At 61.5% G+C, this 23,984-nt stretch carries 17 protein-coding genes; 11 read left to right on the top strand and 6 right to left on the bottom strand.

All coding sequences use genetic code 11. From position 1 onward, the window contains the following. The first annotated feature begins 160 nt into the window (after positions 1-160). Positions 161-1,081, top strand: coding sequence for a DMT family transporter (locus tag OC537_RS05175; RefSeq protein ID WP_163136896.1), 921 nt, complete (start codon positions 161-163; stop codon positions 1,079-1,081). Positions 1,082-1,126: 45 nt separating this feature from the next. On the opposite strand, the gene OC537_RS05180 is transcribed toward OC537_RS05175, so the two are convergent. After that, on the bottom strand, positions 1,127-2,743 hold the full coding sequence (locus OC537_RS05180) for a peptide ABC transporter substrate-binding protein (RefSeq protein ID WP_262110006.1): 1,617 nt from the start codon (positions 2,741-2,743) through the stop codon (positions 1,127-1,129). Positions 2,744-3,103: 360 nt separating this feature from the next. Here OC537_RS05180 and fbp point away from each other — a divergent pair, with 360 nt between their 5' ends. Then, positions 3,104-4,138, top strand: a complete 1,035-nt coding sequence (fbp, locus tag OC537_RS05185; RefSeq protein ID WP_025326809.1) for a class 1 fructose-bisphosphatase — start codon at positions 3,104-3,106, stop codon at positions 4,136-4,138. Between the two features lie 100 nt (positions 4,139-4,238). On the opposite strand, the gene mfd is transcribed toward fbp, so the two are convergent. Together mfd and OC537_RS05195 are read right to left on the bottom strand one after the other, a co-directional pair. Beyond that, positions 4,239-7,691 carry a transcription-repair coupling factor gene (gene mfd / locus OC537_RS05190; protein ID WP_262110560.1) on the bottom strand — a complete coding sequence of 1,151 codons (3,453 nt, stop codon included), beginning with the start codon at positions 7,689-7,691 and terminating at the stop codon, positions 4,239-4,241. 40 nt (positions 7,692-7,731) lie between these two features. Next, positions 7,732-8,307 (bottom strand): PilZ domain-containing protein, encoded by a 576-nt coding sequence (locus OC537_RS05195; RefSeq protein ID WP_171276060.1) that lies wholly within the window; start codon positions 8,305-8,307, stop codon positions 7,732-7,734. A 310-nt stretch (positions 8,308-8,617) separates the two neighbouring features. On the opposite strand from OC537_RS05195, the gene OC537_RS05200 reads away from it, so the two are divergent. From OC537_RS05200 to lolE, 3 genes are all read left to right on the top strand, one after another. Then, positions 8,618-9,853: a lipoprotein-releasing ABC transporter permease subunit gene (locus OC537_RS05200; protein ID WP_139745702.1), complete on the top strand. Its 1,236-nt coding sequence runs from the start codon at positions 8,618-8,620 to the stop codon at positions 9,851-9,853. A 97-nt stretch (positions 9,854-9,950) separates the two neighbouring features. Next, positions 9,951-10,649, top strand: a complete 699-nt coding sequence (gene lolD, locus OC537_RS05205) for a lipoprotein-releasing ABC transporter ATP-binding protein LolD (RefSeq protein ID WP_042650389.1) — start codon at positions 9,951-9,953, stop codon at positions 10,647-10,649. Further along, complete coding sequence (lolE, locus tag OC537_RS05210) at positions 10,649-11,890, top strand: lipoprotein-releasing ABC transporter permease subunit LolE (protein WP_262110011.1); 1,242 nt, start codon at positions 10,649-10,651, stop codon at positions 11,888-11,890. Before lolD ends, lolE begins: the two co-directional genes overlap by 1 nt. A 100-nt stretch (positions 11,891-11,990) precedes the next feature. On the opposite strand, the gene yfbR is transcribed toward lolE, so the two are convergent. Next, positions 11,991-12,581, bottom strand: coding sequence for a 5'-deoxynucleotidase (yfbR, locus tag OC537_RS05215; RefSeq protein WP_262110013.1), 591 nt, complete (start codon positions 12,579-12,581; stop codon positions 11,991-11,993). A gap of 90 nt (positions 12,582-12,671) precedes the next feature. Then, on the bottom strand, positions 12,672-13,106 hold the full coding sequence (locus OC537_RS05220) for a YccF domain-containing protein (RefSeq protein WP_106886933.1): 435 nt from the start codon (positions 13,104-13,106) through the stop codon (positions 12,672-12,674). 430 nt (positions 13,107-13,536) lie between these two features. On the opposite strand from OC537_RS05220, the gene tig reads away from it, so the two are divergent. The 6 genes from tig (at position 13,537) to ppiD (ending at position 21,973) form a co-directional block, all read left to right on the top strand. Further along, on the top strand, positions 13,537-14,847 hold the full coding sequence (tig, locus tag OC537_RS05225; RefSeq protein WP_106886931.1) for a trigger factor: 1,311 nt from the start codon (positions 13,537-13,539) through the stop codon (positions 14,845-14,847). A gap of 86 nt (positions 14,848-14,933) precedes the next feature. After that, complete coding sequence (gene clpP / locus OC537_RS05230; RefSeq protein ID WP_005324106.1) at positions 14,934-15,557, top strand: ATP-dependent Clp endopeptidase proteolytic subunit ClpP; 624 nt, start codon at positions 14,934-14,936, stop codon at positions 15,555-15,557. Positions 15,558-15,627: 70 nt separating this feature from the next. Continuing rightward, positions 15,628-16,902, top strand: a complete 1,275-nt coding sequence (gene clpX, locus OC537_RS05235; protein WP_005324108.1) for an ATP-dependent protease ATP-binding subunit ClpX — start codon at positions 15,628-15,630, stop codon at positions 16,900-16,902. 140 nt (positions 16,903-17,042) lie between these two features. After that, positions 17,043-19,397, top strand: a complete 2,355-nt coding sequence (gene lon, locus OC537_RS05240; RefSeq protein WP_043130769.1) for an endopeptidase La — start codon at positions 17,043-17,045, stop codon at positions 19,395-19,397. A gap of 240 nt (positions 19,398-19,637) precedes the next feature. Then, on the top strand, positions 19,638-19,910 hold the full coding sequence (gene hupB / locus OC537_RS05245; RefSeq protein ID WP_005315375.1) for a nucleoid-associated protein HU-beta: 273 nt from the start codon (positions 19,638-19,640) through the stop codon (positions 19,908-19,910). Positions 19,911-20,059: 149 nt separating this feature from the next. Beyond that, entirely contained in the window at positions 20,060-21,973 is a 1,914-nt protein-coding gene (gene ppiD / locus OC537_RS05250) for a peptidylprolyl isomerase (RefSeq protein WP_262110021.1), read from the top strand. 280 nt (positions 21,974-22,253) lie between these two features. Here ppiD and OC537_RS05255 read toward each other — a convergent pair whose 3' ends face one another. Beyond that, positions 22,254-23,846 (bottom strand): ABC-F family ATPase, encoded by a 1,593-nt coding sequence (locus OC537_RS05255; protein ID WP_106886930.1) that lies wholly within the window; start codon positions 23,844-23,846, stop codon positions 22,254-22,256. Positions 23,847-23,984 lie beyond the last annotated feature (138 nt).

Here is a 23,984-nt window from a genome sequence, read left to right on the forward strand (position 1 = left end):
CAGTGCGGGCATGATTGCATCTGGGCCTCTGTGACACCTCTCAGGCCTCTTGAATCGATTTTCGGATAAGGTTGCCGCGTCCCGCATCAGGGTGCTTGCTTATCCTGTTTGCCTCTCTATACTCCCGCGAAATATCCGCCCCCTTTCTCTGGACATAGCGATGCCCCTTGCTTTCCTGTTCCCCTTCTCCTGCATGGCCATCTGGGCCGGCAACGGCATCGTCAGCAAGCTGGCGGTGGGGGTGCTCTCGCCGGCCGCCCTGGCCTGGTCGCGCTGGATGGTGGCGGCCCTGGTGCTGACCCCCTTCCTCGCGCGGCGGGCCTGGCGCATGCGTGACAAGCTGCGGGCCGGTTTCTCCCGGCTGGCCATGCTGGCCCTGCTCGGCATGGTGCTGAACCAGACCTTCGGCTACTACGCAGCCCAGACCCTGGGGGCCACCGAGATCGGGCTGATGATGGGGCTGACCCCGCTGATGACGGTGCTGCTCAGCATCTGGCTGCTGCGCGAGCGCCCCACCTGGGGTGCCCTCGTCGGCGGTGTCATCTCCATCCTGGGGCTCGCCATCTTGCTGGGGCAGGGGGATCCGACCCGGCTCTTCACCCAGGGCATTCACATCGGATCCGTCTACATGCTGCTGTCGGCGGCCACCTATGCGCTCTACAGCGTGCTGCTCAAGCGCTGGGATCTGGGGCTCGACAACTGGTCCATGCTCTACGGCCAGGTGCTCTGCAGCCTGCTGTTCCTCACCCCCTTCTACCTGTTGGTGGATGGCAAGTGGCCGGATGGCAGCGCGCTCTGGCTCATCCTCTATGCGGGGATCCCGACCTCGGCCCTCTCCCCCTGGCTCTGGATGCAGGGGATAGCCCTGCTCGGGGCCAGTCGCACCGCCATCTTCATGAACCTGCTGCCTGTGATGACGGCGGCCCTGGCCATCAGCTGGCTGGGAGAGACGCTCACCAGCTATCACCTCATCGGCGGCGGCATGACACTGCTGGGAGTGCTGCTGGCACAGCTGCTGGTCAAGCCCGTGGTCGTGCGGCGGCGGGCCCGGCTCGCGATGGCCGGCTGCCAGGAAGATTGAACGAAAAGACCGCCTTGGAGGCGGTCTTTTGCTATCTGGGGGGGCTTATTGCGCTGTCAGATAGAGGTCCTTGGCATAGACCAGATCTTGCGGGTTATGGTAGGGGTAGCCCTTGACGAAGGGCTTGAGCAGCCGTGACTTCACATAGAAGTAGACGGGGGCTATGGGGGCCTCTTCGTCGATCAGTGCCTCGGCCTGCTGATAGAGCCGGTTGCGTTCGGCCGGATCCTTGGCGTCATGGGCCTTGGCCAGCAGGGCGTCATAGGCCTTGTTGAACCACTTGCCGCTGTTGGCGCTGCTGCTGGAGGTCATGATGTCGAGGAAGGTGGAGGCATCGTTGTAGTCCCCGTTCCAGGAATAGCGACTGACCCCGAAATCCCCTTCGTTCAGGGCCGAGACCATGGTCTTCCACTCCATGTTGTTGAGCTCTGCCTTGACCCCCAGGTTGTGTTTCCACATGGAGGAGATGGCCAGCGCTATCTTCTTGTGCCCCTCGTTGGTGTTGTAGAGGATGTCCACATCCAGCGGGTTTTGCGGCCCGTAGCCCGCTTCGGCGAGCAGCGCCTTGGCCTGCTTGATGCGCGCCTCCTTGCTCATCAGCTCGCTGGCCGGGCGCTTGAGCTCGAAGCCATCGACGCTCGGCGGGGTCAGGCTGAACGCCGAGAGCTGCCCCTGTCCCAGGATCTTCTCCGTGATGGTGTCTCTGTCGATGGCAAGGGAGAGCGCCTTGCGCACCCTGACGTCGTCGAAGGGTTTGCGCTGGGTGTTGAACACGTAGTAGTAGGTGGCGAGCATGGGGGCGCTGACCAGATCGTCCGGGCTCTGGCGCTTGATCTGCTGATACTGCTCCAGGGGATAGGTGGTGTAGTGCAATTCGCTCGCGCGATAGCGGTTGTAGGCGGCGGTATCGGAGACGATCTCCAGATAGATCACCTTGTTCAGCACAGTGTGCTCATTGTCCCAGTAGTGGGGGTTGCGCTCGGCGATGAGGCGCTCGTTCGGAGTCCACTCCTTGAGGGAGAAGGCGCCGTTGGAGACTATGTTGCCCGGTTTGACCCACTCGTGGCCGAACTTCTCTATGGTGGCCCTGGGGGCCGGGAAGGTGGTGTAGTGGGATAGGGTCTTGAGGAAGAAGGGGACCGGGGCCTTGAGGGTGATCTGCAGGGTGTGATCATCGAGCGCCTTGATCCCCAGGGCATCCGGGCTCTGCTTGCCCTGCACCACCTCGCTGGCGTTGGCGACGCCGGTCAGCTCGATGAACCAGGCGTAGTTGGAGGCGTTTTTGGGATCCGCCGCCCGTTGCCAGCCATAGACATAATCCGCCGCCGTCACCGGCTCGCCGTTGGACCACTTGGCATCGGGTCTGAGCTTGAAGGTGTAGATTGTGCCTGTGTCATCTAGCTCGTAACCGAGTGCCCCGGCCGCCTGCAGCTTGCCGTCGCCATCCAGGGTGTAGAGCCCCTCGAACAGATCGTTGACTATGTCGCTGCCCGCACTCTCTTCCACCATCTGAGGGTCGATGGAGGCGGGTTCTGTGCCTATGTTGCGCACGAAGGTTTGCTGGGCACTGGGTAGCAACTTGGTGCCTGCGGGCACCTGGGCCGCCAGGGCGGGGAGGGAGATCAGGGCGGCAACCGCGCCGGCAATGAGAGTCCTTTTCATTGAATATCCTTATGTTTTTTTGCTTCCAAAGCCGAGCCAGTGTGCTGGATTGAGGAGGAGATCTCAAGAGGGGGCCGGCTGGCGTCGGGGGAGAGAACCGGATGGGGAGGGGCGGGGTGAAATAGCATTCTTGTCACGAATTAACATGATGAAAGACGCCGATTGAAGCCCGGTTTTCAGCGCTAAGCCCCCTGCTGACGGGGTTTTCTGGCGATTTATACGGCGGCTTAATTCGCTGCAAAAACAAAAAACAGGCGTTACATTAGGTTACAAAACAACGCTGCCGAGGATCGGCACTTTTTTTGCCGACACTTGCAAACGTTTTCAACGGCCAACGGAAACGATCTTAAAGGAACAAGAATGCGAAACATGATCACCATGGGCGAGTTCATCGTCAAAAAGCAGGCGGACTACCCTACCGCGACCGGCGAGCTGACCTCCTTGCTCAGCTCCATTCGTCTGGCTGCCAAGGTGGTGAACCGGGAGATCAACAAGGCGGGGCTGGCGGACATCATCGGCTCCATGGGGGCCGAAAACGTGCAGGGGGAGGTGCAGCAGAAGCTGGATGTCTACGCCAATGAGCGCTTCAAGGCGGCGCTGGAGGCCCGTGGCGAGGTGTGCGGCATGGCGTCCGAGGAGGAGGAGGACTTCGTCTCCTTCGATTCCGAGCTCTCCCGCCACTCCAAGTACGTGGTGCTGATAGACCCCCTGGACGGCTCCTCCAACATAGACGTCAACGTCTCGGTCGGGACCATCTTCTCCATCTATCGCCGGGTCAGCAAGCCGGGCGCCGGGGTGACCCTGGAGGACTTCCTGCAACCGGGCAACCGCCAGGTGGCCGCCGGTTACGTGGTCTATGGCTCCTCCACCATGCTGGTCTACACCACGGGCTTTGGGGTCAACGGCTTCACCTATGACCCTTCCATCGGCTGCTTCTGCCTCTCCCACGAGAACATCCGCATCCCGGAGGAGGGCAAGATCTACTCCATCAACGAGGGCAACTACATCAAGTTCCCGGACGGGGTGAAGAAGTACCTGAAATATTGCCAGGAGCGGGACGAGGCGACCCACAGGCCCTACACCTCCCGCTACATCGGCTCCCTGGTCTCCGACTTCCACCGCAACCTGCTCAAGGGCGGCATCTACATCTATCCGTCCGGCACCAACTCCCCGAACGGCAAGCTGCGCCTGCTCTATGAGTGCAACCCCATGGCCTTCCTGGTGGAGCAGGCCGGTGGCAAGGCGTCCGACGGCTTTGGCCGCATCATGGACATCCAGCCCACGGCGCTGCACCAGCGTACCCCCTACTTCGTCGGCTCCACCAGGATGGTGGAGCGGGCCGAGGCCTTCATGCGCGAGTTCTCCGCCCACGAGGATCCGGCCAACCAGGGCTGATAGTACGCAGCTGACAGATAGCAAATAAAAAACGGGAGCCGATTTGGCTCCCGTTTTAGTTGGGGTTATCTGTCTGGCCAGCCGCCAGCACTGCATACACTCACAGGCTGTTGTTGGCGAGATCCGTCAGCAGGGCATCCACCAGTTTCAGGCGCATGGCCCTGTCCTGGTTCGGTACCTGGAAGCGCAAACGGGTAGGTCCATCCATTTTATAGATACGTGGCTGCTCGGAGAGCAGTTTTACCAGATAGGTCGGGTTGACCCTGGTTTCCTGGGTGAAGTCCAGATAGCCGCCGCGATCGCTCATCTCCACCCGGCGAATGCCCAGCGCCGTGGCCCGCTGGCGGAAGGCCGCGATCTCCATGAGGGTCTTGGTCGGCTCCGGCAGCAGGCCGAAGCGATCGATGAGCTCCACCTTCAGCTCGCGCAGCTCCTGCTCGTCGGCGGCGCTGGCGATGCGCTTGTACATGGAGAGGCGCATGTTGACGTCCGGGATGTAGTCGTCCGGCAAGAGGGCGGGCAGACGCAGCTCCACCTCGGTATGCTGGCTCATCAACTGCTCGAGGGACGGCTCCTTGCCATGTTTGAGGGCCTCCACCGCCTGCTCCAGCATCTCCATGTAGAGGGTGAAACCGACCGATTCGATCTGGCCACTCTGATCGTCCCCCAAGAGCTCGCCCGCGCCCCGGATCTCCAGATCGTGGGTGGCGAGCGCAAAGCCGGCCCCGAGATCTTCAAGGGAGGCGATGGCTTCCAGCCGCTTGGCGGCATCCTTGGTCATCAGCTTGGGATGGGGGGTGAGCAGGTAGGCATAGGCCTGGTGGTGGGAGCGGCCGACCCGGCCCCGCAGCTGGTGCAACTGGGCCAACCCCAGGTGATCCGCCCTGTCCATGATGATGGTGTTGGCGCTCGGCACGTCTATGCCGGTCTCTATGATGGTGGTGCACACCAGCAGGTTGAAGCGCTGGTGGTAGAAGTCCGACATGATGCGCTCAAGATCGCGCTCGCGCATCTGGCCGTGGGCGATGCCGATGCGCGCCTCAGGCACCAGCTCGGCGAGATCAGCCGCGCACTTCTCTATGCTCTCGACGTCGTTGTGCAGGTAGTAGACCTGACCGCCCCGTTTGAGCTCCCGCAGTACCGCCTCGCGCACCACCGCCGGCTCGTGCTGGCGCACGAAGGTCTTGATGGCGAGCCGCTTGGCGGGCGGGGTGGCGATGATGGAGAGGTCCCGCATGCCGGACATCGCCATGTTGAGGGTGCGCGGGATCGGGGTGGCCGTGAGGGTGAGGATGTCCACGTCGGCGCGCAGCGCCTTGATCTTCTCCTTCTGACGCACCCCGAATCTGTGCTCCTCGTCGACGATGAGCAGCCCCAGATCCTTGAAGGTGAGGTCGGAGCCGAGCAGCTTGTGGGTGCCTATGATGATGTCCACCTTGCCATCGGCCAGCTCCTTGAGCACGGCCGTCTGCTCCTTGGCGGAGCGGAAGCGGCTCAGCACCTCCACCCGCACCGGCCAGTTGGCGAAGCGATCGCGGAAATTGTCGTAGTGCTGCTGGGCCAGCAGGGTGGTGGGCACCAGCACGGCCACCTGCTTGCCGCCGTGCACCGCCACGAAGGCGGCGCGCATTGCCACCTCCGTCTTGCCAAAGCCCACGTCGCCGCACACCAGCCGGTCCATGCTCTTGGCCTGGCACATGTCGCCGAGCACCGCATTGATGGCATTGAGCTGATCCTCTGTCTCCTCGAACGGGAAGCTGGCGGCAAACTGGCGGTAGCTCTCCTTGTCGTGCTTGAAGGCAAAGCCGGCCCGCGCCGCGCGTATGGCATAGACATCGAGCAGCTCGGCGGCCACGTCGCGCACCTTCTCCGCCGCCTTGCGCCGCGCCTTGACCCAGGCCTCGCCGCCGAGCTTGTGGCTGGGGGGGTTATCCGAACCCGTGTAACGGCTGATGAGGTGGAGGTTGGTGACCGGCACGAACAGCTTGTCGCCACCGGCGTACTCCAGGGTGAGGAATTCGGTGGGCAGGCCGCCGGCATCCAGGGTCTCGAGCCCGAGATAGCGGCCGACCCCGTGATCCAGATGCACCACGGGCTGGCCCTGGGTCAGCTCGCCGAGGTTGCGGATCACCGCATCCGAGCTCAGGTTCTTGCTCTTCTCCCGCTGCCGCTTGCTTCTGATCTTGCCGCCGAGCAGCTCGGTCTCTGTGATGAGGGCCAGGGCCTCTGCCCCGGCGGGTTCGAGCAGGAAGCCCCGCTCCAGCGGGCTGACCAGCAGGCCATGACGCGCCTTGCTCCCGACGAACTCCTCGAGGGAGGCGAACTCCTTGGGTTGCAGGTTGATCCGCGCGAGCAGATCGCCGAGCCCCTCGCGCCGCCCCTCAGACTCCACCGCGAACAGAGTGCGGCCGGCAAAGCCTTGCAGGAACTGGCTGAGGGCCAGCAGGGGTTGCTCCTTGCTGTGATCGAGCTGCAAGTCGGGCAGGGGGGCTATGGGCAAGTCGTGCTGGCCCGCGCCGCCGTCGGTAGCCGCCTCCTGCAGGCGCACGGCGCCGTACTGGCCGAGGGCGGCGAAGAGCTGCTCTACCGGCAGGTAAATTTGCTGGGGAGGCAGCAGGGGGCGGGTATTGTCCCAACGCCTGTCTTCATAGCGCTGGCCTATGTCGTTCCAGAAGCGCTGGGCCGCCGGGTAGATCTCCCCCACGGTGAGCAGCAGGGTGTTGTCTGGCAGGTAGTCAAACAGGCTGGCGGTCTGGCTGAAGAAGAGCGGCAGATAGTATTCGATGCCGGCGGGCCAGCGCCCCTTGCTCACCTCCTGATAGACGGATCCCTCCGCCCGCGACAGCTCGAACTGCTCGCGGAACTGACCGCGAAACAGCTCGATGGCGGCCTCGTCGGTGGGAAATTCCCGGGCGGGCAGCAGGCTGACGCTCTTGACCGGCTCGCTGGAGCGTTGGCTCTCGGGATCGAAGGGGCGGATGGAGTCCACCTCGTCGTCGAAGAAGTCGATGCGATAAGGGCGGCTGCTGCCCATGGGGAAGAGATCCAGCAGGGAGCCACGGGCGGCGAACTCGCCGTGCTCCAGCACCTGCTCCACCGCCACATAGCCCGCCTCCGCCAGCCGTCCCCGCAACTGTTGCAGGTTGAGGCGCTGGCCGCTGGTCACCATCAGGCTGTATTTGTCGAGATAGGCCTGGGGCGCCGTGCGCAGCATCAGGGTGGAGATGGGCACTATCAGCACGCCGCTGCTCATCTGCGGCAGCGTATAGAGGGTCTCGAGCCGCTGGGAGATGATGTCCTGATGGGGGGAGAAGGTGTCATAGGGCAGGGTTTCCCAGTCCGGGAACATCAGCACGGGGCAACCCTGATCGGCCAGCAGGAAGCTGAGCTCCTGTTCGAGGCGCAGGGCGCTCGGGGTATCGGCGGTCACCAGCAGGACGGGGCGGTTGGCCTCCCGGGTGAGGCGGGCGGCAACCAGCGCCAGGCTGCTGCCGACCAGCTGGCCCAGGGTTATTTTCTGGCCCGCTTTGGCGGGCAAGGCGGGGAGTTTCATTGGCATCGTTCGATTCTTTTAACGTTGACGTTGGCTGTGATTAGCGCTGACGCTCTTGGGCACGCAGTTTGAGCTGCTTGGATTGCACATGCAGGCTGGCACGCACCAGCAGCTCCCTGTCATCCTCGCGGATCCGCACATAGTCGAGCACCACATGGGTGCCGTGCTCGCCGGACTCCCGCTGCTTGACTTCGCCATAGCAGTAGACGGCGGAGGCCTCCTCCCGCAGGAAGATCTTGAGTCGTACCAGCTGGTGCAGTTGCGGCGGCTCGCCGTGCCCCTGGCGCGGGTGCAGGTAGGTGAGCTGGCCGGCACCAAAGCGCAGGGTGTGGAAGCGATGTTCGGGGTGATCCTGCGCCGCCAGCACGAAGCCCATGATCATGTCGATCTTGCGGGACTGCTGATTGATGATCTCCACCAGATCGTGCATGGATTCGTTCTGGTTGCGCAGCAGGCGGCTGCTCACCAGATCGATGGAGGTGATGGCGGAGGCGATGCGAAAGGGCTCGGGCAGCTCGGCATCAAGGGCCTCCAGCGTCGGCAGGTGAAAGTCGGCCGGCATGGGGATCACATTGACCGGCGTGGCATGGGTGACGCTGAAGAACTGTTCCTGCATGGAGGCTATCCCTTGTTGTCATAGACGATTTTTAACGGCGCTGTTGACCTTGCCCCGCGGCGGCGTCCCCGGCCTGGCGCGAGCCAGGTCCGGTCATCCCCCGGGGCCCTCCCGTCACGGCGGGGCGCGCAACATGGCGGCGGGGGCCTGCGCATTGGGCGAAACATGGCGCCATGGGCTGCCTTTAAGGCTCTGGAGAATGGGCCATTGCGCCTGCCCCGGCGTCATCTGCTGCGGCAACGCGGCTTGCGTTGAGGCGTCAACAGACCCTATTATCCGGCATCTTATTTTGTTGGCAACGTAGATATCCTTGAAGACTGGACTTTTTCAGCCACTCTCGCTGGCCATAGGCCTGCGTTATGCAGGCTCGCGACGCAGTAACCGCTTCGTCTCCTTTATCTCCCTGTTTTCCACCTTTGGCATCGCCATCGGGGTCGCGGCCCTGATGGTGGTCATTTCGGTGATGAACGGGTTCGAAGGGCAGCTCAAGGGGCGCATTCTCGGGGTGATCCCCCACGTGGTGGTGACCAATCCGGCGGGGCGCATCGATGCCCATCCGCCAGGCCTGCCCGATCTCGACAAGCTGCCCCACGTGGTGGCCACGGCCCCCATGCTCGACAGCGAAGGCATGTTGCAGAGCCCGGGCCAGCTCACCGGGGTGAGCGTGCAGGGGATAGATCCGGCCCGCTGGCCCAAGGATGACATCCTCCATGCCCAGATGCTGGGGGGACGGCTGGACAGCCTGCAACGCGGCCAATACCACATAGTGCTGGGGCAGGGGGTGGCCAACCGCCTCAAGGTCTCCATTGGCGACGAGGTGCGTCTCATCCTGACCGAAGGGACCCGCTTCACCCCCTTTGGCCGGGTGCCGGCCCAGCGGCTCTTCACCGTCTCCGGCATCTTCGGGGTCGGTGCCGACGTGGACAGCCAGGTGGCGCTGATTGCCCTTGGGGACGCCCAGCGCCTGCTGCGCCTGCCCGAGGAGACGGTGGGCGGCATCCGCCTCTGGCTCGACGATCCCTTCGCCGCCGACGAGGTGGTGAAAACCGCGCTGCCGGACGGGCTGGAGTGGCAGGATTGGCGCCGGGAGCGAGGTGAACTCTTCCAGGCCGTGGCCATGGAGAAACGCATGATGGGGCTGATGCTGGTGCTGATCATCGCGGTCGCCACCTTCAATATCCTCTCCGCCCTGGTGATGGTGGTTACCGACAAGGAAGGTGAGGTCGCCATACTGCGTACCATGGGCATGAGCGAGTCGGGGATAGTCAAGATTTTCATGGTGTTGGGGGCGTCGAGCGGCGTCATCGGCGCCCTGTTTGGCGGTCTGGCGGGGCTGGCCCTGTCGTTCGGACTCAACCCCCTGCTCGATGCGGTGGGGCTCAACCTCTATATGGCGGCGGGGGGCAGCGGTCTGCCGGTCATCGTCGAACCCGCCCAGGTCATGACCATCTTGCTGGGTGCCGTGCTGCTGAGCTTCAGTGCCACCCTCTATCCGGCGGCCCGTGCGGCCCGGGTCAAACCGGCCGAGGCATTACGTTATGAATAGCGCCGTGAATCCATCATCTTCTGTTGTTACCTCCGGTGCGAGTGCCGGCGTTGTGACCGGTGCCAATGTTATCACCGGTATAAGTGGAGCCCCTGTTATGAATGAACCCCAGTCCTGCGAGCCTCTGCTGCGCTGCCAGGCCCTCAACCATGTCTATAAAGAGGGCAATCTGGAGACCCAGGTGCTCAAGGGGATAGATCTCTGCGTCGCCCCCGGCGAGATGCTGGCGGTGGTGGGGAGCTCGGGCTCGGGCAAGACCACCTTGCTGCACCTGATGGGGGCGCTGGACAACCCCTCGAGCGGCGCCGTGCTGTTCAAGGGGCAGGACATCCACCACTGGGACAGCAAGACCCAGGCCCGTTTTCGCAATCAGGAGCTGGGCTTCGTCTACCAGTTCCACCACCTGCTGGCCGAGTTCACCGCGCTGGAGAACACCGCCATGCCGCTGCTGATCGCCGGCGAGTCGGTGGCGAGCGCCACCGACAAGGCGACCCGCATGCTGGGACGGGTGGGGCTCTCCCATCGTCTCAATCACAGGCCTTCCGAGCTCTCCGGTGGCGAGCGCCAGCGGGTGGCCATCGCCCGTGCCCTGGTCAACGAGCCTAGCCTGGTGCTGGCGGACGAGCCCACCGGCAACCTGGATCACGCCAGTGCCACTGCGGTGTACGAGCTGCTCTGCGAGCTCAACCGGGAGCTGGGTACGGCCTTCGTGGTGGTCACCCATGACTTGAGCCTCGCCGCCAAGCTGCACCGCCGGGTGACCCTGGTGAGCGGCATCATGGCGGAGGTCGCCTGATGTTCAAGCCGCTGCCCCTCTTTCTGGGCCTGCGTTACAGCCGCTCCCGCCGTCGCAACGGCTTCATCGCCTTTATTTCCGCTTCTTCCCTGATTGGCATAGCCCTCGGGGTGATGGCCCTCATTCTTGGCCTCTCCGCCATGAACGGCTTCGAGCGGGAGCTCAAGAACCGGGTGCTCTCGGTGGTGCCCCACGGGGAACTCATCGGCATGGAGGCGCCGCTGCCCGACTGGCCGAGGCTTAGGGACTACCTGCTGGCCCAGCCCGGGATCGAGGCCGCGGCCCCTGTCATCCGCCTCGATGGCCTGCTGGAGCACGGCTCCGCCATCAAGGGGGTGCAGGTGCGTGCCGTGCTGCCCGAGCTTGAGGCGAACCTGTCGGATGCGGGCAACTACATGACGGGGCTGGGTTTTCGTGAACTGCAGGCGGGCGAGCACGGGGTGATCCTCGGCAAGACCATAGCCGACAAGCTGGGGGTCAAGATAGGTGACCCCGTGACCCTGCTGCTGCCCCAAGGGGGAGACGAGACGGGGATCAAGAATCCCCGGCGGGAGACACTGACCGTGGTGGGGCTGCTGGAGATCGGCGGCCAGCTCGACGGCGTGCTCGGGTTCATGCACCTGGCCGATGCCCAGTCCATCACCGGCATGGGCAGCGCTGTGGAGGGCTTCAGCCTCAAGGTGAACGACGTGCTCAAGGCCCAGCCCATCACTGTGGCGGCCGCCCGCAAATTCCCGCACTACGTCTACATCAGCAGCTGGATGAGTCGCCAGGGGTATCTCTATCAGGACATCCAGATGGTGCGCACCGTCATGTACGTGGTGATGCTGATGGTGGTGGCGGTGGCCTGCTTCAACATAGTCTCCACCCTGGTGATGGCGGTGAACGAGAAGCGCAGCGAGATCGCCATCCTCAAGACCATGGGGGCTAGCCCGGGCCAGATCCGGCTCACCTTCGTCATCCAGGGCATGGTGAACGGGGTGGCGGGCGCCTTGCTCGGTGCCCTGCTGGGGGGCCTGCTTTCGAGCAAGCTGACCCAGATCCTGGGCGTTATCGAGAAGCTCATCGGCCATCGCTTCTTGAACCCGGACATCTATTTCATCGACTTCCTGCCGACAGAGCTGCACATGCAGGATCTGGTGATTGTGACCAGTGCCGCCATCCTGATGAGTCTGCTGGCCACCCTCTATCCCGCCTGGCGGGCGAGCGGTCTGGTGCCCTCCCGGGAGCTGGGCCACTGATCCTAGGGCCAGGTTTGCCAAACCTGGCAATATGCTGAAAAAGAGGGGCCCGCCGGTGCAGACCGGCGGGCCCCTCTGTCTTCTGGTCGTTCGGGCTGGCTCAGTGGGCGTTGAGCTCATCCAGCGGCAGCGAGAAGCTCGCCACGAACACATCGATAAAGTAGCGCATGGCCGGGTTCATCCTGGCCTCCAGCATCTGCTCGAGGCGCTTGCGCGCGGGCTCGAACTCCCGGTTGCCGACACTCAGCTCCTCCAGACACTTGGTATAGGCGCAGAGGGTGTCGGCATCCTTCACCAGCCGGGCGAGGGCGTCGTCCTGGGCACCGGAGTCGAGCAGGGGGCGAAAGTCTTCCATCAGCTCGGGGGGCAGCATGCCGAGCAGACGCTGCTCGGCGGCGAGCTCTATCTTCTTGTATTCGCGGGCTATCTCGGGGTTGAAGTATTTGACGGGGGTCGGCAAGTCGCCCGTCAGCACCTCGCTGCTGTCGTGGTAGAGGGCCATGACGGCGGCATGGTTGGCATCCACCTTGCCCTCAAACAGCCGGTTGCTGATGACGCCGAGGGCGTGGGCCACCATGGCGACCTGCAGGCTGTGCTCGGCGATGTTCTCCGGCTGTATGTTGCGCATCAGGGGCCAGCGGTAGATGAGCCGCATGCGGGCGAGGTTGGCGAAGAAGTGGCTGGGCAGCATGGGGGACCTCGAACTGGGGCAATGAAAAAGGGCAGACCCTAGTCTGCCCTTTTTTGACATCCCAGGCATAGCCTGGCGATGCATTCTTGTTTAGCGGATATAGCGACCGGATTCGGCCTCGTGGTTGGTGACTATCATCTGGCCTATGGGGGCCAGGGCAATCAGCGCCAGCTTGAGGTGCTGGATGCCGAACGGGATGCCGATGATGGTCACAAAGCAGGCCAGGGCCGAGGCGATGTGGCCTATGGCCAGCCAGACTCCGATCACCAGGAACCAGAGGATGTTGCCAATCATCCCGAGGGCACCTGTGCCTATGTCGCTCTGCCCCGTCATTGTCTTGCGGTTGACCGCCTGCTTGCCGAACGGGAAGAAGGTAAAGGTGCCGATGACGAAACAGGCGCGCCCCCATGGGATCCCTATCAGGGAGACGAAGCAGAGCAGCCCGGCCAGCCACCAGGCCAGCCCCATAAAGACGCCCCCCAGTACAAACCAGAGCAGATTGAACAAGAAGCGGAAAAAGGACATGTGGGTCTCTCCAGACTCATAAATTGGCAGTCACCATAGCGAGCGGCGCCGAGGGACGCAATGGCTGATGCGAGAAGGCGGACAATTTGGGTCGCAGACCCCCTGACCGCACCGCTCCCGGCGACGCCGGGAGATGAAAAAAGCATAGGGTGGCGTGCAAAAGGGTGAGCAAGCGCAAATTATTGCGAACCTGACGCTTGAACTCGGCGCAAGGCTTCCCCATATAGGAGGCAGTCTTGCGCAAATTGTGCTGTCTGTGCCCCGGATGGGGGATGTGCGGCTCGACGCGACCAATGTGCGCCGCTATAATGTCGCGTCATATTTTCTCATCACAAAGACAGTCGTTGTCTTTATAAACAGGAAGACTCCGGGCTTTGCCCAGGGGTAATAAAGGGTCAGCACACAGTGCTGAGTTGAACGAGGTAAAAGAATGCAAGTTTCTGTAGAGACAACCCAAGGTCTGGAACGCCGTCTTACCATCACTGTACCGGCTGCTACCGTTGACGCTGCCGTGCGTAAAGAATTGAATGGCCTGGCCAAGACTCGTCGCATCGACGGTTTCCGTCCTGGCAAGGCTCCGGTTGCCATCATCAAGAAGATGTTCGGCGCCATGGCCCATGCCCGCGTTGCCGATGAAATGATGCAGAACAACTTCATCAAGGCCATCATCGAGAGCAAACTGAGCCCGGCCGGTGCGCCGACCATGGATCCGAAAGAGATCAAGGAAGGCCAGGATTTCGAATTCACCGCCACTTTCGAAGTGTACCCGGAGTTTGAAGTTGCCGGTCTCGAGAGCATCAAGGTTGAGAAGCCGGTTGCCTCCGTCAAGGATGCCGACCTGGCCAATATGATCGACACCCTGCGCAAGCAGCACGCCACCTGGTCTGACGTCGATGCCGCTGCCGCCAATGGCATGCGTGTCACCCTGGACTTCGTCGGTTCCATCGACGGTGAAGAGTTCGACGGCGGCAAGGCTGAAGGTTTCACTCTGGAACTGGGCGCTGGCCGCATGATCCCTGGCTTCGAAGACGCCATCCTGGGCAAGAAAGCGGGCGACGAGTTCACCATCGAGGTGACTTTCCCGGCTGACTACCACGCCGAAGCCCTGAAGGGCAAAGCGGCCAAGTTCGCCTCCAAGCTGAACAAGGTTGAAGAGCAGGTGCTGCCTGAGCTGACCGAAGAGTTCGTCAAGCGTTTTGGCATCGAGAGCGGCAGCGTTGAAGAGCTGAAAGCCGAAGTGCGCAAGAACATGGAGCGCGAACTGGCTCAAGCCCTGAAAAACAGCGTGAAAGAGCAAGTGCTGAACGGCCTGGTTGAAGCCAACCAGATCGATCTGCCGAAGGCTGCCGTTGCCCAGGAAATCGACACCCTGCGTCAGCAAGCCCTGCAGCGTTTCGGTGGCTTCCAGGGCGGCAACGCTCCCGAGCTGCCGGCCGAGCTGTTCCAGGCGCAAGCCGAGCGTCGTGTACGCGTCGGTCTGCTGCTGGGTGACGTCATCCGCACCAACGAGATCAAGGCTGACGACGCCCGTGTGACCAGCATCATCGAGTCCATGGCCACTGCCTACGAAGATCCGAAGGAAGTGATCGAGTACTACCAGAAGAACGAGCAGATGCTGAACGGCGTTCGTAACCTGGCTATCGAAGATCAAGCCATCGACCTGATCCTGTCCAAGGCGCAAGTGACCGAGAAAGAAGTTGCCTTCGACGAAGTGATCAACAAGTCCGGTGCCGCTGCCTAAGAACATTTGACTTAAGGTCAAAACTGTTAAGTATAATGGCTCGTGTGATCTCCACTCGGGCCATTTTATTTTAGGGACAATGCCTTATGTACAAGAACTATAACGATGTGACTGAATCCCCACGCAATGCGCTCATCCCTATGGTGGTCGAGCAGACGGCGAAAGGGGAGCGTTCCTACGACATCTATTCCCGTCTGCTCAAAGAGCGGGTGATCTTCCTGACCGGTCAGGTTGAGGATCACATGGCGAATCTGGTGGTGGCTCAGCTGCTGTTCCTGGAGTCCGAGAACCCGGATCAGGACATCAGCATCTACATCAACTCGCCGGGTGGTGCCGTCACTGCGGGGATGTCCATCTATGACACCATGCAGTTCATCAAGCCGGACGTCAGCACCGTTTGCATGGGGCAGGCCTGCTCCATGGGCGCCTTCCTGCTGGCTGGCGGTGCCAAGGGCAAGCGTTTCTGCCTGCCTAATGCTCGCGTGATGATTCACCAGCCGCTGGGCGGCTTCCAGGGCCAGGCATCTGACATCCAGATCCATGCCCAGGAGATCCTGAAAATCAAGAATACCCTGAACGATCGTCTGGCTTTCCATACCGGACAGGACATGGCCACCATCGAACGCGACACCGACCGTGACAACTTCATGTCGGCCGAGCAGGCCGTGGCCTATGGTCTGGTTGACGGCATCCTGAGCCAGCGCGGCTGAGCAGGGTATCCCGTCCTGTTGTAAACTCAACAGGACGATCCATCCTCTATTGATAAAACGAGGTCGCTGAATGACAGAGAAACGCAAGGGTGAGGGCGACAAGCTGCTTTATTGCTCTTTCTGCGGCAAAAGCCAGCATGAAGTGCGTAAGCTGATCGCTGGCCCTTCCGTCTACGTATGTGATGAGTGTGTCGAGCTGTGCAACGACATCATCCGCGAGGAGATCCGCGAGATCTCTCCCAAGCGCGATGGTAGCGAGCTGCCGACCCCTCATGAAATCCGCGCCCATCTGGACGATTACGTGATCGGGCAGGAGTACGCCAAGAAGGTGCTGGCAGTTGCCGTCTACAACCACTACAAGCGTCTGCGCAGCGGCAGCGAGTCCGGTGGTGTGGAGCTTGGCAAGTCCAACATCCTGCTGATTGGTCCGACCGGCAGCGGCAAGACCCTGCTGGCCGAGACGCTCGCCCGTCTGCTGGATGTGCCCTTCACCATGGCCGATGCCACCACCCTGACCGAAGCCGGTTATGTGGGCGAGGACGTGGAGAACATCATCCAGAAGTTGCTGCAAAAGTGCGACTACGACGTGGAGAAGGCCCAGCGCGGCATCGTCTACATCGACGAGATCGACAAGATCTCCCGCAAGTCGGACAACCCCTCCATCACCCGCGATGTCTCCGGGGAAGGGGTGCAGCAGGCACTGCTGAAGCTGATCGAGGGCACCATCGCCTCAGTGCCGCCGCAAGGGGGCCGCAAGCATCCGCAGCAGGAGTTCCTGCAGGTTGATACTTCCAAGATCCTCTTCATCTGTGGCGGCGCCTTCGCCGGCCTGGACAAGGTGATCGAGCAGCGTTCCGTCAAGGGGACCGGCATAGGCTTTGGCGCTGACGTCAAATCCAAGAATGCCAAGGCGACCCTGAGCGAGAACTTTGCCAAGGTGGAGCCGGAAGATCTGATCAAATATGGTCTGATCCCCGAGTTCATCGGTCGTCTGCCGGTAGTGGCAACCCTCACCGAGCTAGACGAAGCGGCCCTCATCCAGATCCTGAAAGAGCCGAAGAACGCGCTGACCAAGCAGTACGCCGCGTTGTTTGCCCTGGAAGAGGTGGAGCTGGAGTTCCGCGACGACGCCCTGAACGCCATCGCCCGCAAGGCGATGGAGCGCAAGACAGGTGCCCGTGGTCTGAGATCCATAGTCGAAGCCGTGTTGCTCGACACCATGTATGACCTGCCCTCCCTGGAAGGGGTCAGCAAGGTGGTGATCGACGAGACGGTGATCAAGGGGGACTCCGCGCCCCTGATGATCTACGACAATCCCGAGACACAGGCCGCAGCGTCAGAGTAACTGACTGATTTTTAATCACATAAAGGGGCATTTTGCCCCTTTCATGCTTTTTACGGCCAAGGCGATTGAATCTCATCTTTGCGCCCCCATATACTCAGCCACGTGCTTTGCCAACGGTATAACAAGCCGAGAGGACATATATGAACCTAGAGCGTTCAGAACGCATCGAGATTCCCGTCCTGCCTCTTCGTGACGTGGTGGTTTACCCCCACATGGTCATTCCACTCTTTGTGGGGCGGGAAAAATCCATTCGCTGTCTGGAAGCGGCCATGGAGCAGGACAAGAAAGTCCTGCTGGTGGCCCAGAAGGATGCGTCAACTGACGAGCCGACGGTGGAGGAGATCTTCTCCGTCGGGACAGTGGCCAACATTTTGCAAATGCTCAAGCTGCCTGACGGCACCGTCAAGGTGCTGGTGGAAGGGGGCCAGCGTGCCCGTCTTGAGCGGATGATCGATGACAAGGACTTCTTCGTCGGTGAGGCGCAGTACATAGCGTCTGCTCCCATCGAGGAGAAGGATCAGGATGTGCTGGTGCGCTCCGCCATCGGCCAGTTTGAAGGCTACATCAAGCTCAACAAGAAGATCCCGCCCGAGGTGCTGACCTCGATCTCGGCGATCGACGATGCGGCGCGCCTGGCTGACACCATGGCTGCCCACATGCCGCTCAAGCTCGAAGACAAGCAGAAGGTGCTGGAAATCGCCTCTGTGTCCGAGCGCATCGAGTTTCTGATGGCCATGATGGAGTCGGAGATCGACCTCTTGCAGGTCGAGAAGCGCATCCGCTCCCGGGTCAAGAAGCAGATGGAGAAGAGCCAGCGGGAGTACTATCTCAACGAGCAGATGAAGGCCATCCAGAAAGAGCTGGGTGAGCTGGAAGACAGCCCGGACGAATTCGAAGCCCTCAATCGCAAGATTGACGAGGCGGGGATGCCGGACGATGCCCGTGAGAAGGCCCTGGCCGAGCTTGCCAAGCTGAAGATGATGTCCCCCATGTCCGCCGAAGCCACAGTAGTGCGCAGCTATGTGGACTGGATGGTGCAGGTGCCGTGGAAGGCCCGCTCCAAGGTCAAGAAAGATCTCGCCAAGGCACAAGAGGTGCTGGATTCGGATCACTATGGCCTGGACAAGGTCAAGGATCGCATCCTCGAGTACCTGGCGGTACAGGCACGGGTGAACAAGCTCAAGGGCCCCATTCTCTGTCTGGTCGGGCCTCCCGGTGTGGGCAAGACCTCGCTGGGTCAGTCCATCGCCAAGGCGACCGGTCGCAAGTACGTGCGCATGGCGCTCGGTGGCGTGCGTGACGAGGCTGAGATCCGCGGTCACCGCCGCACCTATATCGGCTCCATGCCCGGCAAGCTCATCCAGAAGATGGCAAAAGTCGGCGTGAAGAACCCGCTGTTCCTGCTCGACGAAATCGACAAGATGAGCTCGGACATGCGCGGTGATCCCGCGTCCGCCCTGCTGGAAGTGCTGGATCCCGAGCAGAACAGCAGCTTCAACGATCACTATCTGGAAGTGGATTATGACCTGTCGGACGTGATGTTCGTGGCCACCTCCAACTCCATGAACATCCCAGGTCCCTTGCTGGACCGGATGGAAGTGATCCGTCTGTCCGGTTACACCGAGGACGAGAAGCTCAACATCGCCAAGCAGCATCTGCTGGCCAAGCAGATCCAGCGCAACGGTCTGAAAGAGTCCGAGATCACCATCGAGGATTCTGCTCTGGTCGGCGTTATCCGCTACTACACCCGCGAGGCGGGGGTGCGTAGCCTGGAGCGCGAGATCTCCAAGATCTGTCGCAAGGCGGTCAAACGCATCCTGCTGGACAAGAGCATCAAGCATGTTCAGGTCAATCAGGAGAACCTCAAGGAGTTCCTCGGGGTACAGCGTTTCGATTACGGCAAGGCCACCGATCAGAACCAGGTAGGCCAGGTGTGCGGGTTGGCGTGGACCGAAGTGGGGGGCGATCTGCTCACCATAGAGACCACCAACGTGCCGGGCAAGGGCAAGCTCACTTACACCGGTTCCCTCGGTGACGTGATGCAGGAGTCCATCCAGGCCGCCATGACGGTGGTGCGGGCCCGTGCCGAGAAGCTGCGCATCAACGCCGACTTCTACGAGAAACGCGACATCCACGTGCACGTGCCGGAAGGGGCGACCCCGAAAGACGGCCCGAGCGCCGGTATCGCCATGTGTACCGCCCTGGTCTCCAGCCTCACCGGCAACCCGGTGCGTGCCGACGTGGCCATGACGGGGGAGATTACCCTGCGCGGCGAAGTGCTGCCCATCGGGGGTCTCAAGGAAAAACTGCTGGCGGCTCACCGTGGCGGCATCAAGCGGGTGCTCATCCCGAAAGAGAACGAGCGAGATCTCGAGGAGATCCCGGACAATGTCAAACAAGACCTTGAAATTTATCCGGTTCGCTGGATTGATGAGGTGCTTGCACTGGCGTTGCAGGACAATCCGCAGGGTTTCGAACGCGTTTCTGTCGTGTAAATGTTGATGCGCCGCAAATTTGGCGCATTCGGGGGGTGGTTAAGGCTTGCATGCGCCGGATAACGGAAGTAGCCTTGACCACCGATCGGGTACTCATGATGAGTCGCAATGCGTGATGTGGCGCGGGTTTGCGCCAGATTGTCACTTGCAACTGATCAGGAGGCTTGTTATAAAACCTCCACTTGTTGTGGCCAGGGAAATCAGTGCCGCAGCGATGTTCGATAAAAGGGGAATATAAGAGTGAATAAATCTCAACTGATTGACAAGATTGCAGACGGTGCTGATATCTCCAAAGCTGCCGCTGGCCGTGCGCTGGATGCTTTCATTGACGCCGTGGGCGAAGCCCTGAAAGAGGGTGACCAGGTTGCTCTGGTTGGCTTCGGTACTTTCGCCGTTCGCGAGCGTGCCGCTCGTTCTGGCCGTAACCCGCAAACTGGTGCGACCATCGAAATCGCTGCCGGTAAAGTTCCTGCCTTCAAAGCCGGCAAGGCCCTGAAAGACGCGGTCAACTAAGCCGGGCGCTGATTCTCATCGGCTCCGACCTTGGTCGCTGACCAGACAAGTGAGAGGGCTCTCCCTCATACTGATTGACCAAGGCGCATCGCAATCGGTGCGCCTTTTCATTATTCATGCCCATCGAGTTCGGGAGCATAAGTACAAACATGATGTTGGATAAACTACGCGAAGGGGCGCAGGGCAAGGTAGCCAAGGTTATCTTGGGCCTGATCATCCTCTCCTTTGCCTTGGCCGGTGTAGGCAGCTACCTCAATGGCCCGGCACGTACCGCCCCCGCTACCGTCAACGGCAATGACATCAGTGCCCCCGCACTGGAGAATGCCTATCGCAACGAGCGGGCCCGCATGGAATCCCAAATGGGTGAGGCCTTCAACCAGCTGGCCGCCAACCCCGACTACATGAAACAGTTCCGCCGCGGCGTGCTGGACAGGCTGATCGATCAGGCGCTGATCGATGACAAGGCCCGTCAGCTCGGCCTGCGGGTCAGTGACGAGCAGATCAAGCAGGCCATCGTGGAGATGCCGGAGTTTGCCGAGGACGGCAAGTTCAACAACGATCGTTACCTGCAGCTGATCCGCCGTGCCGGCATGACCCCCGAGATGTTCCGCGACTCCCTGCGCCAGGACATGGTGCGCCAGCAATTGATGGGCGCCCTGCTGGGCTCCGAGTTCGCCCTCAAGGGCGAGGCCGAGCAGCTCGACAAGCTCTACAACCAGACCCGGGACCTGCGCCTGGTGCGCCTGGCTGCCTCCGCCTACATGGGTGAGGTCGAGGTGAGCGACGCCGAGGTGGATCAGTTCTACAAGGCCAACAGCGGCCGTTTCATGAACGACGAGAAGGTCAAGGTCGACTACCTGCTGCTCGATGCCGCCAACCTTGGCAAGAACATCAAGGTGACCGAACAGGATGCCCAGGATTACTACGATCAGCACCAGGACCTGTTCCAGCGTGCTGAGCGTCGCCAGGTGGCACACATCCTGATCCCCTTTGGCAAGGATGAGAAGGCGGCCCAGAAGCAGGCCGACGAGCTGCTGGCCAAGGTCAAGGGCGGTGAAGACTTCGCTACCCTGGCCAAAGCCAACTCCAGCGATACCTTCTCTGCCAAGAAGGGCGGCGAACTGGACTGGTTCGAGAAAGGGGTGATGGATCCGGCCTTCGAGCAGGCTGCCTTTGCGCTGGCCAAGGCGGGGGATCTCTCCGCTGTGGTGAAGAGCCCGTTCGGTTTCCACATCATCAAGCTGCTGGCCGTCGAGCCTGCCAAGACCAAGCCGTTCGTGGATGTGATGAGCGAAACCATCACCCGTCTGCAAGCGGACAAGGCCAAGGAGCTGTTCTTCGCCGAGCAGCAGAAGATGGCCGACAGCAGCTTCGAGAACCCGGATTCGCTGGACTTGACCGCCGAAGCCATGGGTATGAAGGTGGTCTCGTCTGATTACTTCAGCCAGGCCGATGCCCAGGCGCCCCTCAATGATCCCAAGGTGCTTGCTGCCGCCTTCTCCGAGCAGCTGCGCGATGACAACACCAACTCCGACGTGATCGAGCTCGCCGATGGCAAGGCGCTGGTGCTGCACATCATGGGTCACCAGCCCAAGGCGGCCAAGCCGCTGGCGGAGGTGAAAGACCAGGTGATTGCGGCCATCAAGCATGAGAAGGCCAGCGAAGTAGCCCGTGGCAAGGCCCAGGGCCTGCTCGACAAGCTGCACGCCGGCGAGGACATCCAGGCCGATCTGACCGCCCTCGGGCTGAAGGTGGAGAGCCACAAGGGTGTCTCCCGCTTCGCCCAGGAGATGGATCAGAACCTGCTGGCCCAGGCGTTCCGCATGCCCCATCCAAAAGATGGCAAGCCGAGCGTCGAGCTGGTGGCCGAAGCCAATGGCGATCGCGTGGTGGTGGCGCTGGACAAGGTCAATGTGACCAAGGAGCCGTCCCAGATGGTGAGCCTGCTGCAAGGCCAGCTCGGTCAGGGCAAGGCCCAGGCAGACTACAAGTCGCTGATCGACGAGCTGCGCAAAGCGGCCAAGATTGAGTACTTCACCGACGTGGAGGCGACCGTCGAGTAATCGACCCTCGCCCTCAACTGAAAACGGCTCCTTGATGGAGCCGTTTTTTTATGTCCCGCACATCGGCAAGCGCGGGCGGGCTGAAGAGGGAAGGGGACTGGCACGGGCTTGTGCTGCCTATCCTGGCAGGGGATAAGCCGGATAGGGCATAACAACGCGCCTCACTCTGGTCCCCATCCTCAGCCCTTCTCTCGCAGTGGGAGCCGCTCGCAGAGGGGGCTGAGAGGCATAAAAAAACCGGCGCCACTGGCGCCGGTTTCATGATGGAAGACCCGGGGGGTTACACCACGCCCTGACTGCGCAGGTAATCCTCGTAGGTGCCGCCAAAGTCGCGGATACCGTTCTCGGTCAGTTCCATGATGCGGGTCGCCAGGGACGACACGAACTCACGGTCGTGAGAGACGAAGATCAGGGTGCCTTGGTACATCTCCAGCGCCAGGTTCAAGGATTCGATGGATTCCATGTCCAGGTGGTTGGTCGGCTCATCCATGATCAGGATGTTGGGACGCTGCATCATCAGCTTGCCGAACAGCATGCGACCCTGCTCGCCACCGGAGAGCACCTTGACCGGCTTCTTGATGTCGTCCTGGGTGAACAGCAGACGACCCAGCACTGAGCGCACCGCCTGTTCATCTTCGTTGGCCTGTTTCCACTGGGCCATCCAGTCGAACACGTTGAGATCGGTGTCGAAATCGTCGGCGTGATCCTGGGCGTAGTAGCCGATTTGGGCGTTCTCGGACCACTTGATGGTGCCGCTGTCCGGTGCCAGCTCGCCCATGAGGGTCTTGATCAGGGTGGATTTACCTATGCCGTTGGTACCCAGGATGGCGACCTTCTCGCCCACTTCCAGCATCATGCTGAGGCCCTTGAACAGGGGCGCCTCACCATAACCCTTGGACACCCCTTCCACTTCCAGGATGTTGCGGTACAGCTTCTTGTCCTGCTCGAAGCGGATGAAGGGGTTCTGACGGCTGGAGACCTTCACTTCCTCAATCTTGATCTTGTCGATCTGCTTGAGGCGGGAGGTGGCCTGGCTCGACTTGGAGGCGTTGGCACTGAATCGGGAGACGAAGGATTGCAGGTCGGCAATCTGGGCCTTCTTCTTGGCGTTGTCGGAGATCAGACGCTCGCGGGCCTGGGTGGCCGCCGTCATGTACTCGTCGTAGTTGCCCGGGTAGACGCGCAGCTCGCCGTAGTCCAGATCCGCCATGTGGGTGCAGACGGAGTTCAGGAAGTGACGGTCGTGAGAGATGATGATCATGGTGCTTTCACGATCGTTGAGCACCTGCTCCAGCCAGCGAATGGTGTTGATGTCCAGGTTGTTGGTCGGCTCGTCCAGCAGCAGGATGTCGGGGTTGGAGAACAGCGCCTGTGCCAGCAGCACCCGCAGTTTCCAGCCCGGGGCCACTTCGCTCATGGGGCCGTTGTGCAGCTCGATGGGGATGCCGGCACCCAGCAGTAGCTCGCCGGCACGGGCCTCGGCGGTGTAACCGTCATACTCGGCGACGAGGCCTTCCAGCTCGGCGGCCTTCATGTAGTCGTCGTCGGTGGCTTCGAGGTTGGCATAGATGGCATCGCGCTCGGCGATGGCGGCCCACAGCTCGCTATGGCCCATCATGACCACGTCCAGCACGCGCATCTCTTCGTAGGCGAACTGATCCTGGCGCAACTTACCGATGCGCTCGTTGACGTCCAGGCTCACATTACCGCCAGTGGGCTCCAGATCGCCGCCGAGGATCTTCATGAAGGTGGACTTGCCACAGCCGTTTGCGCCTATGAGGCCGTAGCGGTTGCCGCCGCCAAACTTGACGCTGATGTTCTCAAACAGCGGCTTGGCGCCGAACTGCATGGTGATGTTGTTGCTGCTTAACAAAGGAGATGTCCCAGGTTGTCTGTCAAATGGCGCGCATTATGGCACAGATCCCCCGAAAGTTTTAGCAAGAACTGTGATCGGGGCCCATTGCACCGGGGGTCAGCTGGCGAGAAAGCCGCCACTTGCCGGGAGGACGGG

It is taken from the genome of Aeromonas sp. Marseille-Q5825 (assembly GCF_946892685.1).
Classification (GTDB): domain Bacteria; phylum Pseudomonadota; class Gammaproteobacteria; order Enterobacterales; family Aeromonadaceae; genus Aeromonas; species Aeromonas rivipollensis.